Annotated in this window: 15 protein-coding genes; 8 read left to right on the forward strand and 7 right to left on the reverse strand. The window is 34.8% G+C overall.

All coding sequences use genetic code 11. The features are described from left to right. Window positions 1-10 precede the first annotated feature (10 nt). The 4 genes from Q0F04_RS09640 to Q0F04_RS09655 form a co-directional block, all read right to left on the reverse strand. Entirely contained in the window at window positions 11-544 is a 534-nt protein-coding gene (locus Q0F04_RS09640; protein ID WP_295752764.1) for a class I SAM-dependent methyltransferase, read from the reverse strand. Then, a complete protein-coding gene (locus Q0F04_RS09645) occupies window positions 541-1,068 on the reverse strand; it encodes a macro domain-containing protein (RefSeq protein ID WP_295752766.1) in 528 nt (175 codons plus the stop codon). The genes Q0F04_RS09640 and Q0F04_RS09645 overlap by 4 nt, the downstream gene beginning before the upstream one ends. Continuing rightward, complete coding sequence (locus tag Q0F04_RS09650; RefSeq protein ID WP_295752768.1) at window positions 1,065-1,946, reverse strand: DNA recombination protein RmuC; 882 nt, start codon at window positions 1,944-1,946, stop codon at window positions 1,065-1,067. Before Q0F04_RS09650 ends, Q0F04_RS09645 begins: the two co-directional genes overlap by 4 nt. Before the next feature lie 85 nt (window positions 1,947-2,031). After that, entirely contained in the window at window positions 2,032-2,781 is a 750-nt protein-coding gene (locus tag Q0F04_RS09655) for a creatininase family protein (RefSeq protein WP_295752769.1), read from the reverse strand. Between the two features lie 56 nt (window positions 2,782-2,837). Here Q0F04_RS09655 and Q0F04_RS09660 point away from each other — a divergent pair, with 56 nt between their 5' ends. From Q0F04_RS09660 to Q0F04_RS09680, 5 genes are all read left to right on the forward strand, one after another. Continuing rightward, window positions 2,838-3,344, forward strand: a complete 507-nt coding sequence (locus Q0F04_RS09660) for a phosphatase PAP2 family protein (protein ID WP_295752771.1) — start codon at window positions 2,838-2,840, stop codon at window positions 3,342-3,344. Between the two features lie 78 nt (window positions 3,345-3,422). After that, window positions 3,423-4,346 (forward strand): alpha/beta fold hydrolase, encoded by a 924-nt coding sequence (locus tag Q0F04_RS09665; RefSeq protein WP_295752773.1) that lies wholly within the window; start codon window positions 3,423-3,425, stop codon window positions 4,344-4,346. A gap of 43 nt (window positions 4,347-4,389) precedes the next feature. Continuing rightward, complete coding sequence (locus tag Q0F04_RS09670; RefSeq protein ID WP_295752774.1) at window positions 4,390-4,866, forward strand: pyridoxamine 5'-phosphate oxidase family protein; 477 nt, start codon at window positions 4,390-4,392, stop codon at window positions 4,864-4,866. Window positions 4,867-4,921: 55 nt separating this feature from the next. Then, window positions 4,922-5,926: a hypothetical protein gene (locus Q0F04_RS09675; protein ID WP_295752777.1), complete on the forward strand. Its 1,005-nt coding sequence runs from the start codon at window positions 4,922-4,924 to the stop codon at window positions 5,924-5,926. Between the two features lie 8 nt (window positions 5,927-5,934). Continuing rightward, window positions 5,935-6,756, forward strand: a complete 822-nt coding sequence (locus tag Q0F04_RS09680) for a hypothetical protein (protein WP_295752779.1) — start codon at window positions 5,935-5,937, stop codon at window positions 6,754-6,756. Window positions 6,757-6,836: 80 nt separating this feature from the next. Here the strand turns inward: Q0F04_RS09680 and Q0F04_RS09685 are convergent, their stop codons facing one another. Next, the gene (locus Q0F04_RS09685; protein ID WP_295752781.1) at window positions 6,837-8,522 is read right to left on the reverse strand and encodes an ammonium transporter; all 1,686 of its coding nucleotides are present in this window, start codon (window positions 8,520-8,522) and stop codon (window positions 6,837-6,839) included. 112 nt (window positions 8,523-8,634) lie between these two features. Next, complete coding sequence (locus Q0F04_RS09690; RefSeq protein ID WP_295752782.1) at window positions 8,635-9,981, reverse strand: MATE family efflux transporter; 1,347 nt, start codon at window positions 9,979-9,981, stop codon at window positions 8,635-8,637. A gap of 132 nt (window positions 9,982-10,113) precedes the next feature. Between Q0F04_RS09690 and nrdI the strand changes: the two genes are divergently transcribed. Together nrdI and Q0F04_RS09700 are read left to right on the forward strand one after the other, a co-directional pair. After that, the gene (nrdI, locus tag Q0F04_RS09695; RefSeq protein ID WP_117570997.1) at window positions 10,114-10,464 is read left to right on the forward strand and encodes a class Ib ribonucleoside-diphosphate reductase assembly flavoprotein NrdI; all 351 of its coding nucleotides are present in this window, start codon (window positions 10,114-10,116) and stop codon (window positions 10,462-10,464) included. Window positions 10,465-10,466: 2 nt separating this feature from the next. Next, window positions 10,467-11,000 carry a DUF3793 family protein gene (locus Q0F04_RS09700; protein ID WP_295752784.1) on the forward strand — a complete coding sequence of 178 codons (534 nt, stop codon included), beginning with the start codon at window positions 10,467-10,469 and terminating at the stop codon, window positions 10,998-11,000. A gap of 148 nt (window positions 11,001-11,148) precedes the next feature. Here Q0F04_RS09700 and Q0F04_RS09705 read toward each other — a convergent pair whose 3' ends face one another. Beyond that, on the reverse strand, window positions 11,149-12,180 hold the full coding sequence (locus Q0F04_RS09705; RefSeq protein ID WP_295752786.1) for a M42 family metallopeptidase: 1,032 nt from the start codon (window positions 12,178-12,180) through the stop codon (window positions 11,149-11,151). A gap of 43 nt (window positions 12,181-12,223) precedes the next feature. Between Q0F04_RS09705 and yaaA the strand changes: the two genes are divergently transcribed. After that, a complete protein-coding gene (gene yaaA, locus Q0F04_RS09710) occupies window positions 12,224-12,925 on the forward strand; it encodes a peroxide stress protein YaaA (protein ID WP_295752789.1) in 702 nt (233 codons plus the stop codon). Window positions 12,926-12,993: the final 68 nt, after the last annotated feature.

Raw genomic sequence — 12,993 nt, forward strand, 5'->3', positions numbered from 1 at the left:
AAAAAGGTACCTATATACAGTACCTTTTCTCAATTAATAATAGATATGGGCAATGATCCACCAATAAGTTTTGTATTTTCTGTACCTGAATCGATGTTTGTGTTTTTAAAAACTCTTCCATACATTTAGCTTCTTCCTGTCCCGATTCATGTGGATACATCACAAGTGCCATTCTTCCTTTTACTTTTAAAAGTTTTAGAGCTTGTCTGACTGCACTTACACTTGAAGAAGCGTGGGTTGTGATGTCATGATTTCCTTGAGGAAAATACCCAAAATTAAAAATGATCGCATCCACTTCTTCATGAATATATTCTTCCATATGTTCATGTCCAACATTATAGAAACAAGTTCTTTGATTATCCAATCGTTCTTTTGTACTTTCAAAAACATCTCTTTGAATTTCGAAGCCATATACTTTATGTACATTTTGTGACAAAAAGAAATCTGTATCTTTTCCCTGTCCTAATGTAGCATCCACACATATTGCTTGTTTATGAAGAACAGACTTTAAAAATTCATGAGATAAATCAACCATGGATTTCATCGTAGTCTTAATGCCTCTTTATACAACATATAATCTTCTGTTTTATCACACACAAAACATACATGAATAGCCTTAGTCTCAGGAAACTTATTCATTAATCTTTTCACAGTTTGAATCGCAATCAAACAAGCTTCATGATTTGGATACGCATTGATACCTGTAGAAATACATGGGAATGCGATATTGATGGATTCCATATCATTTTTTCGCATATAATCATAAGCCAATGCCATACTATTCCAATAACATGCAGCCAAGTATTCATTCTCATTATGAGCACCATCAATATAGCGAGGGCCACACGTATGAATGACGGCTTTACATGGCAAATTAAAAGATTGTGTCATCTTCGCTTTTCCTACTTCCAAACCATTCAAAGCCTGACAAGCCTTCATCATTTCATTTCCAGCCTGATGAAAAATCTGTGAGCTCACTCCTTGCATCGGTAAAACTTGTTGATTGGTTGGATCAACAATTAAATCAAAATCCAATAATGATATATTTCCTTTTAATGTACTAATCATTCGTCTTCTCCCATCTTAGTCATTCGACTTGATAATTTTTGTGCAGAAATAGAAACCGCATGGAATTGTGTTGCCAAAGTTTCCAACGTTTTTTCTGCCTTTACACTTCTTTCTACAAGACGATTCGCGTCTTCCTGCAACAACAATATATTGCGTTCAATTTCTTCCATATGGCTTGTGCGATAAAAATCCTTTGTGCTTGATAATAAAGTCATTACTTCCGCTACAAGTGTAGTTGGAGATACCAACATCACATGTTTTTGTAGAGCATATGTGAATAAATCATCACACTTAGCACATACAAATTGATAAATAGCTTCGCTAGGCACAAACAATAAAGCATATGGCATTGTATCCATATTAATGTATTTATTCGCTACATCATCAATATGTTTTTTCATGTTCATCTTAAAAGGTCTTAGATATGTATCCATATCTTCTTGTAATTTCAAATAGTTTTCCATTGGAAACTTCGAATCAATGCACAACACTTTATTCGTGTCCGGCAAATGAAAGGCACAATCCGCAATCTTTCCATTCGGCAGAGTATACTGCATCGAATAGATGGATGGATTTTGACCACAATATACACTTAGAAGCATATCCAATTGATATTCTCCCCAGTTTCCTCTAAGTTTTGTGTTTGTCATGACCATATTCATACGATATAAATACTCTTCCATTTGATTCAAGCTCACTTTTGAAGTAGCCTGATTCTTTTGAACATCCTGCACTTGTTTTAAAAGATATTCAAAATTCTTTTGTAGAATCAAAGAATTTGAATTTGAAGTTTCTGCTTCCTTCGACTTATTTTGCATCAACAAAACAATCAAACATACAATCACAATACCTAACAATATTAAAATAATGATTTCCATTACAGCCTCCATGCGAAAAGAAAAGAGACAAAAAATATTTGTCCCCCATTTGTATATTTATTATAGTTCAAGTCGAAACGAATTACTACATCTTTTGAAATTCTTTCATATATTCCACAAGAAAATCAGCCGTAGCCTCCACCATTTCTTTACCCCATTCATACGTCGCATATTTAGGATGATCCTTGCCAAACCAACCATTATCACTGCTTAAACGATTGCTTCTAGGAACCGGAATATCCACACCTTTAAAGTTAACCGTTTGCGCATTGGAAGCCGTTAATTTAGATGTAAATTGATTTAAATTTGAATCCATGATCTTATCCTTTTGAACTAAGCTTTCATCCACATACAACATAGCCGCCGTTTCCTGACCTGCACCATGGCCTCCAGCCCATTTTGGATTGATTTTTCCGGCAATCGTCCACCAATCAAAAATCGTACCCACAGCTCCCTTCTTATATAAATGACGACATACTTTACTTAATGCATGTGTGTTTCCTCCATGTCCATTTAAGAACACAAAATGTCGAGCACCACAATCGTACAAACGATCACTAATTCTTTTCATCACCATTTCTAATAAGTCACTGCCAATTGAAATCGTTCCCGTGTATTCTGTATGAAAATCGGCATCCCCATAAGGTAAAGTTGGGCAAATTAATACATCACTTTGTTTTTCTACAAGCTCTAAAATCTTATTGGGAATCATTGTATCCGTTCCTAATGGATTGTGGATTCCATGATTTTCTGTACTCCCCGTTGTAAGAATCACCATATCATGATCCTTAAAATATTCTTCGCAATCTTTCCAACTCATTCTTTCTAGTCGCATAACTTCACTTCCTATCTATATATATGTATAATACTCCTAACGAAAGGAAAATTTCTATGGATATTCAAATTTTATTGTTTATACAAGAAAATATACGAAACTATATATTAACGCCATTCTTCACCTTGATCACAAACGAATACTTTTTATACATACTTCTAGGAATCGTATTGATTTATATGTTCAAGAAAAATGAACAAACTAGAAGACTCGCAAAAGAAACAATTATTGCGTTTTTGATTTGTACGGCATTATTCATTGTATTAAAGCTTATATTTCAAAGACCAAGACCCTTTGATGCGTTTAATGAACTCACTCCATTAGTGGATAAACCAAGTGATTACTCCTTTCCATCTGGACACACGGCATCTGCCTTTATTTGTGCCTTTATGGTGTATGATGGTCTTCCAAAAAAATACAGTATTCTAATTATGATACTGGCCATCCTTGTTGCCTTTTCTAGGCTCTATGTAGGCGTTCATTATCCAACAGATATCATTGCAGGTATTGTACTTGCGTACATTGTCTATAAATTCATGAAAAAGACTATGTCAACTAAATGACATAGTTTTCTTGTGGGCGTATAATAAAAACAGATATAGTACGAGTTAACATTACACAAAGAAAAGGAGGATTATTGTATGTTACACGAAGTATCTTTTACATCTTATAATAAACGTGATCAAGTGCAAGCTTGGATTTATGTTCCTGCCTGCAAACCAAATGGAATTGTTCAATTGATCCATGGATTTGGCGAACACTCAAGACGCTATATCCATATGATTTCGGCTTTTCTAGATGCCGGCTATATTGTAGCCGCTGATGATCATGTAGGTCATGGAAAAACCGCTATGGTGAATAATGTCTGGGGTGATTGGGGAGACAAAGGATGTCACACCATGATGGAAGATGAGCACACATTGAAAGAAATTGTATGCGAGAAATATCCAGATTTACCTTATTTCTTATTTGGTCACAGTATGGGTTCATTCATCACAAGAGATTTTATTGCGAAATACGGAAACGAATTAAATGGTGCAACAATTTGTGGTACAACAGGCATTTTCCGTGGTGCTAAAGAAGCTCAAGAAAAATTGAAAGAAATCATTGATGCAGGACACGGTGAAGAGTCGGATCCAAATGTTGTAGGCTCACTCATGGGATGGATGTGCGAACGTTGTGGTGAAATAAGTATTGGAAATGAATGGATTTGCCATGATCCATATGTGCAAATTGACCATGCGCAAGATCCTTTTGATGCCTTCACAAGACCCACAAGCAATCGTTCCATTTATGATTTTATCCAAATGATGCTTACAATTGAAGGAACGCAATGGGCCGAAAAAGTACCTACAAAATTACCTATTTACAATATTGCCGGCGATCAAGATCCAGTTGGTGAATATGGTCTTGGAGTTTGTCAAGTCAGCAACTGGCTTGTAGAAACTGGACATCATGTCACAACTAAATTATATTCTGGCTATCGTCATGAAATTCATAATTATGCAGAAATCAAAAATGAAGTGGAAGCCGGAATCATTGAATTCATGAATTCAAATTTATAAGGGTGTAATTCAATTTACACCTTTTTAGTTAAAGGAGATACCTATGTTTAAGACAATGCGAAGATTTAAACAACAATTATCAAAAGAAAAATGTATAGAGATACTTACCAATGAACCTCATGGCGTCCTATCTTTGATCAGTGATTCGGAATATCCTTATGGTTTTCCAATCACACATTGGTATGATGCCAATACCGGACATATTTATTTTCATGGTGCTAAAGAAGGACACAAGATGGATTGTTTAAAACAATGTGATAAGGCCAGCTTTTGTGTCATGGATAAAGGTTTTAAGAAAGATGGTGAATGGGCTGTTCATTATCAGAGTGTAATTATATTTGGAAAAATCAAGTTGGTTGATAATCCAGATCAAGTCAAAGAAATATGTACGCAACTCTGTTTAAAATTCACTGATGATCAAAATTATATTGATCATGAATTAAAGTACTCGGGACCTAGTGTACAATGTTTTGAACTTATCCCTGAACATATAACTGGAAAAACCATCAAGGAATCTTAATTGAGTTTCATGTCCTTCAATGTTACTATTAATATAATAAAGTTGAGGAATTATTATGGCAACACAAGCAACATTAGAACAATGGAAAGAACTCTATGATCTAGCTATAGAAATTACGAAATTAAAGCCTTGGCAATCCTATTGGGATTTGGACTTAATTGCGGTAGAAACAAAGAAAAATGAGGATCCAAACTTTGTATCTATCATGGGTAAAAGTGGAACTTGCACAGGCATCAGTGTTTATCACGGTATGGAAGGTTATAGTGACTTCTGTCAAATCTGTAATGAAGACTATCATGTGCCTGCAACATTTGTGATGTCTGATCAAAACTGCATTACTTGTTACTGGGGAAATCGTGATGAAATCGATGATGAAATGTATGCGATCATCAAACAATTAGGCCTACGTTTTCGTGGCAATGGCAATTGGATCTATTTTAAAACTTTTGAAAAGAAGAGTTTTCCTAGTCTTCCAAATTATGGTGAGGTTAAAATGTTGATTGAAACCTATAAAGGATTGATTGAAACATTAAAACATGAAGAATATCAAGAATCGATCTTCGAAAGAGGTGATATCATCTACACACAAAAAGATGAAGATGGAAATTGGTTCTCTTATACAGTACCTAGGCCTATGGAACCAGATCGATACAATACAATTTATATTAATGATTCAAGTTTAATTGATCACTTTAAAAAGGCCGAATCTAGTGATCTAGAACTCGCAATCGATATGGACTATATGATGGTTCCTACAAATGATGAAGGTTTTGAAAGACCCATCAATCCATTAGCCTATATAGTATTTGATTTAAGAAACAACCAAATCTTACACTTTGATCTAATTCATCCTGACCAAGAAGATTATGAAGTCATTATGAATAATTTCTTAGGTGCCATCGAACATTTTGGTAAACCAAAACATGTATATGCTAGAAATCCATACATTCTAAATTGGCTTGAATATATATGCGATGAACTAGAAATCCCATTGGTAGAGGATAAATTAGAAGAGATTGATGATATTTTTAATATGTTGAAACAAATGGATATGGAGTGAAGAAGTTAATGAAAAAGAAACTACAAAAACAAATCGATTCCATGATGGAAATGACAATGGAAGCAATCACAAACAACAAGAAATTAGCACCTGCATTAAATGAATTATTTAAATATGCACCGCAAGACGAAAAACATCAATTCGTCTTACTATATGAAATTGCCAATGAATATCTACATGAATTATTAGATGTTGATTCTGAATTCCAAGATTGCTCTTTTGAAGAAGGTATAAAGAGTTGTATTGAAGAAAAAACAGATTACTTAAAAGAAAGATTTCAAATTTGTACCATGCAATTTCAATTGGAAGATATCACAAGAACGATCACATTCCCTAAAAGACTTACTCTAGCGGACATGGCATACTTTGTGATGTCAAGTTTAGACATTGTATGCAGCTATGATTTTATAATTCACTGTGAAGGCATTGATTATTCTTCTGAAGAAATGCAGATTTGTACCATTGCCGATTTATGTTTAGAAAAGAATGATATATTCTTACTATCCTTCTTTGATTCAGAAACCGATGAGTTTTATCCTGTGACAGGAGAACTCATCAAGGAAGAAATCAATAAAAAAGAAATTGATTTGGAACGCATTCAAATAATTGAATCCCAAAATGATGGGCCTTGGGTAGATGAAAATGAACATCGCACTTTAGAAGAACAAAATGACCAATTAGTTTCAGGATTCTTCTTTAATAAGATGTTCTATGAAAGGCCTGACCTATTTGAAGAATTAGAAAATGGTAAAGACATCGAAGAATTACTTTTCCAAATGATTGATGAAGAATTAAATGATGATGTTTTTGATACAGACTTATTAAACTAAAAAGGATCGAAACCGATCCTTTTCCTTTGGCTTGTAACGAATAAGAGAAAAGAGCAATTTTACAAGCCAAGATTTATATATTATTCTTCATATTTTAATGCATCTTTACCACGAGCTCCTGTTGAGATACGAACAACATCCGCAACATCGTAGACAAAGATTTTTCCATCCCCAATATTTCCAGTATACAATGCCTTTTTAGCTGCCTTAACAACATCAGCTACAGGCACTTCACTAACAACAACTTCAACCTTTAATTTAGGAAGCAATTCCATATTTACTTTAGCACCACGATAGTAGCTTGTTTGTCCCTTTTGTACACCACAACCAGATACTTTAGTAACAGTCATACCTCCAATACCAATTTCATTCAATGCAGCCTTGATCTTATCAAATTTCTCAGCCTTAGTGATAATAACAACCTTAGAAATAGAACCATCACTATGAATGACTTTTGTAGGTACGGCATCATCCACTTCTACACTTGGAGTGTAGCTAGAATCTTGAATTGTTTCTAAATAATCACCGGGAACATCGGCTTCTAAGGCAAAACCAGCATATGCACTTTCCAATCCATGTTCCATTTTATCAAGACCCACAATTTCTTCATGTGCACTAACACGTAATCCAACCGTCTTTTTAATAATGTAGAAAGTAATAAACATAGTTACGGCAGTCCATGCACCAATTGCCAATAAGCCTAATAATTGAACTCCTAAAAAGTGGAATCCACCACCATAGAATAATCCTTGTGCTTCTGGCATTGTATCTGTTCCACAAGCAAATAATCCAACACAAATCGTTCCTAACACACCATTACCAAAGTGTACAGCTACAGCTCCTACCGGATCATCTACTTTTAATTTGTAATCCAACAACCATACAATGAAACAAACCATACATCCAGATAAGATACCAATTACGAATGATCCAAATACGTTTACGGCATCACATCCTGCAGTAATCGCAACTAAACCAGCCAATGAACCATTTAAACACATCGCAACATCTGGTTTTCCATATTTGATCCAAGTAATCAACATAACTGTACATGTCGCAACGGCAGGAGCTACAGTAGTCGTCGCAAAGATAGTAGCTAACTGAATACCATTTGTTGCAGCAGCACCGTTAAATCCATACCAGCCAAACCATAAGATGAAACATCCAAGTGCACCAATTGTTAAGCTGTGACCTGGAATTCCTCGTGGAGATCCATCTTTATCAAACTTACCAATTCTTGGACCTAACATCCATGCACCAATTAAAGCAGTTAAACCACCAACATAGTGAATAGCAGCACTTCCGGCAAAATCATGGAAGCCTAGGCTACTTAGCCAACCGCCGCCCCATACCCAGTGTGCTTCAATTGGATATACGATCAAGCTAATCACAAAACTATAAATACAATAAGAAATGAATTTTGTTCTTTCTGCCATAGCCCCAGAAACAATAGTAGCAGCTGTAGCACAGAATACTAAGTTGAATGTAAAACTTGACCAGTTTGTTCCGGCAAAATCTGTCAATGGACTTTCTCCCCATCCAACAAGTCCCGCAAAATCTTGTCCCATCAATAGGCTATAGCCTATAATCAAGAATGCAACAGTTCCTAAACAGAAATCCATTAAGTTTTTCATAATGATATTACCGGCATTCTTGGCTCTTGTAAATCCGGCTTCTACCATCGCAAATCCAGCCTGCATAAAGAATACAAATGCAGCTCCGATTAGGTACCATATTCCAAATACCTCTGTTAAAATCTTCTCCATAATATTCCCTCCTTACACAAAAGAAAAAGGCACTTACAGCTCATGTATTTCATGAACTATAAGCACCTTTGCTTTATGTATGTACGTATTTTATTCTGTATGAAACAATTTGTCAACTATTTTCTGAAACATCTTGAAAATTTCTTTCCATGTAATAATAACTAGGAATCAAAATTATAACAGCACCAATCCATGCCAATACTTCTACTGGATATAGTCCCGCTTTGCCAAAATAAATAGGTAGAATCAAAGCTCCAGAAATTCGCATCAATAACTCAAATAAGCCAGATACCATAGGAATGAAGGCATTGGATAAACCTTGAATCGTAGAGCGATATGCATGCAACATATATAAAATTGGAAGGAAAACCGTTAAACATCTTAAGAAATTCAATCCATATGTCATAGTTTGTTCGGCACCTTCACTTGTTTTTGATATGAAACAAGATAAGAAGAATGGACCAAAAATCCAAAGTATAATAGAAATCAAGATGGAAGTAGCCAAGGATAGTAAAACAACTTTTTTTACACCACTCTTGATACGATCATAACGATGTGCTCCATAATTTTGTCCCGTATATGTAACCATGGCATAGCCATAAGAAACAGCTGAAATTTCAAGCACTCCATATAGCTTGTTCATAGCAGTAAATCCAGCAAGGAAATAAGTTCCATATCGATTTACAGCACTCGTTAATACCATACCACCAATTGAAATCAAAACATTTTGTAGTGCCATAGGAATTCCTAATCTAAATTGATTTTTATAGTATGTCATATCTCTACAAATTGATGTAGGCATATATTCTTTCAATTTTAATACATGATACAAACAGAAACATCCAGCTAAAATCTGTGCAATAACTGTCGCAACACCAGCACCAATGATTCCCCACTCAAGTCCCATCACGAATAATACATCTAAACCGACGTTACAAATACTGGCTATAATCATAGCTTGTAGAGGTGTTTTAGAATTGCCAAAAGCACGTAAAATGCTGGCAAGCGCATTATAAAACATAGTCGCAAACAAACCGATATAAATAACATGTGTATACGCTAAAGCTCGATCCATAATATCGGCTGGCGTTTTTAATAAAATTAAAATATTTGATAGAAGCGGATAAATCACAGCCAATAAAACCACTGTTGATAGAATCGCATTCACAACTAAAGTAGAAATACATTTTTGTACATTACTCTTATCATGCGTACCAAACGCATGGGCTATCGGAATTGAAAAGCCTTGGGCAAGCCCAGTCACAACTGCAATTCCCATCCATGTTAGCCAATCCGAACATCCTATGGCTGCTAACGCCTTCACACCAAGATGTCTAGAAACAATGATTGTGTCACAAACTGTATATAGCTGCTGAAATATATTTCCAAGCATTAAAGGTAGGGAAAACAAAAAAATCAACTTTAATTCATTTCCCTTCGTCATATCTTTTACTTGCATAAAACCTCTCCCATTAAACAGAACTAGTATATCATAAAGAAAAAAATTTCTGAAAAAAGTTATTTACAACTAACTCTTATAGAGTTATACTAATGACAGTTAGTTACGTCTAACTTTTAAGGAGGTAAAATCATGAAATATGCATTCGCAAGTCGTACTGGTAATGTGGAAGAAATTATCAGTTCATTAGGTATTGATGCATTACGCATCAATGATGGATCTGAAAGCATCGATGAACCATACATCTTATTTACTTATACAGATGGATATGGCGATGTTCCTGCTGAAGTCGAAAGCTTCTTGATGGCAAATGGCACATTGATTCAAGGTGTTGTCTGCTCCGGAGATACAAATTATGGTGACGCATATTGCCAGGCAGCCGATAAGATCAGTGAAGATTATGGTTGTGAAATTCTATATAAAGTAGAAAATTCTGGTACACCTGAAGATATCGAAAACATCAAAGCAGCAATTGGAGCTTAATTATGCCGAAACAACGTTTTGAGTCACTATTGGCCAATTATTGTGCACCTGCACTGAAGCAATATAAATATGCCAATATGTTCCACCTTCCAAAAGACGACGATAGTATTCGATTTTTTATCAAACAATACAATCAACAATTCAATTCAAAAGGGATTTTCTTTATCCTCATAGAACAAGAAACTCAATACACCATTTATGTATACAATTCCAAACTTAAAGACTATATTTCCTCAAATGCAGTTCAAAATTTTCTAAAATCCTATCAATATCCAAATACTTTTGAACTGTGTATACAAGAACTCAAAAAAAGACTTAACACTAAAAACTTTCCTCATGAAATAGGTGTATTTCTTGGATATCCCTTAGATGACGTGATTGGATTTATTGAACACAAACCCTATTACTTAGTCGGAGATTGGAAGGTGTATCAAAACGTAAATGAAGCTAAAAAGCAATTTGATTTATTTAAACAAACAAAAGAAAAAATGTTGAATCAAATCCATAATGGATATGAATTATCGGAAATTCTTTAACAAATATTTATTTTTTCTTCTTTCATCGACCATATATCGTTTTTCGGTCTATGAATACGTTTAAAAATCATTTAGAATGTATATGGTTGAACAAATCCATTTCACATTTTAGTTCAACCAAAAAAGATATCGCAAGATATCTCTTTTTTTATTTACTTAGCACATAAGCCAATGTTAAACGTGCACAATCCTCAATCGCTTGAACACTCGTTCTTTCATAGCCATGCGAATTCATACAACCTACTCCAAATACTGCAGGCATAATGTTGTTTCCTGCACGAATGGCCGCAGTGGCATCTGAGCCAAAACGATAATAGGTATCTACACAATAGTTGATATTGTTCGCTTTTGCCAAATTGATGATTTTAGTTGTTAATCCCCAATCATAAGGAGAATAGTTATCGCTAGCTCCAATGGAAACCTTCTTTTCAGAACCATGATTATCCGACCCAATCAAGCCAATATCCAAAGCTACATATTCACTCACTTCACTAGGAACATAAGCTCCACCATGGCCAATTTCTTCATAAATAGGAAACGCAAATAAAGTATCATAAGCAGGTTTTAGATTCTCTTCTTTCAATTGACGCAATACATCAATCACGGCTGCAACCATAGCCTTATCATCAATATGTCGAGATTTTATAAAACCAGATTCTGTACGTCTAAAACGTGGTTCTACACTAATCAAATCCCCATGTTCAATACCAAGATCATATACATCTTTAGCACAACTAAAATCTTCATCCAATAAAATAGCTTCATTAAATTTATCACGCTCACGACTTCTCGCATCATCAAATACATGTGTAGAGTGCGACTTACAAATTACCATTCCTTCATAAGTTTTTCCACTACGCGTATGAATATACACATTTTCACCTTCCACATTATGAAAGTTGACTCCACCCAAGTTTTTCACTTCGATCCATCCATTCTCCATCACATGACGAACCTGTAAACCAATTGTATCTAAGTGAGCACCTACACATACTGTCTTACTAGAATCTTTTCCTGGTACACGTACGTAGGCTGTTCGTTTATTATCAAACTCAAGTTCATACCCAAACTTTCCTACCATCTCCGCTAATTTTTTATGGATTTCAGGATAGAAGCCAACCACACTCGGTGTATTGATCAATTCCTCTAAATTCTTCAACATTTCTTCAGTTTTCACCATAATCTTCACTTCCTTTTCTTGACACATATTATACAATATTAATATGAAAATAATTATCTCACCTGCTAAGAAAATGAAAATGATCGATGATATCAACATAGAGTGTACAACACCCCTATTCTTATCCAAGACATCTGAACTTTTAAATCATATTAAAAGTTTAGATTATTCAGAATTAAAGTCTTATTTAAAATGTTCTGACACAATTGCACAAAGTACTTTTGATCAATTTCAAAATATGCGTCTAGACAAAAATACAACGCCAGCCATACTGAGCTATTCTGGTATTCAATATCAATATATGGCACCCCATGTATTTACGGATGATCAAATGAAATATATTCAACAACATCTTTACATTCTTTCCGGATTTTATGGTCTTTTAAAACCCCTGGATGCGATCACACCCTATCGTTTAGAAATGCAGACAAAATGCCCATTCTCTTTGTATGACTTTTGGAAAGACGATCTTGCCAAACAAATGGATGAACCCATTTTAAATCTGGCGAGTGAAGAATACGCCAAAATCATCCGAAAGTATAAACCATTGATTGATGTTCGTTTTGTCGAAGAAAATGGTAAGGAAAAAGGTGTTTATGCCAAGATGGCTAGAGGTTCTATGGTTCGCTATCTTGCCGAAAACAACATTCAAGAAATCAAAGATATTACTCAATTTTCAGATTTAGGATATACTTTCGATGAAAGTCAGAGCACAGAAAAAATAATTGTCTTCAAAAAAAAGTAGGCGACAGAATTTTAATTCTACCGCCCCTTGTCAAACCGTACGTGCCCTACTAAGGCATACGGCTTACC

This window comes from uncultured Holdemanella sp. (assembly GCF_934772795.1).
Taxonomy (GTDB): domain Bacteria; phylum Bacillota_I; class Bacilli_A; order Erysipelotrichales; family Erysipelotrichaceae; genus Holdemanella.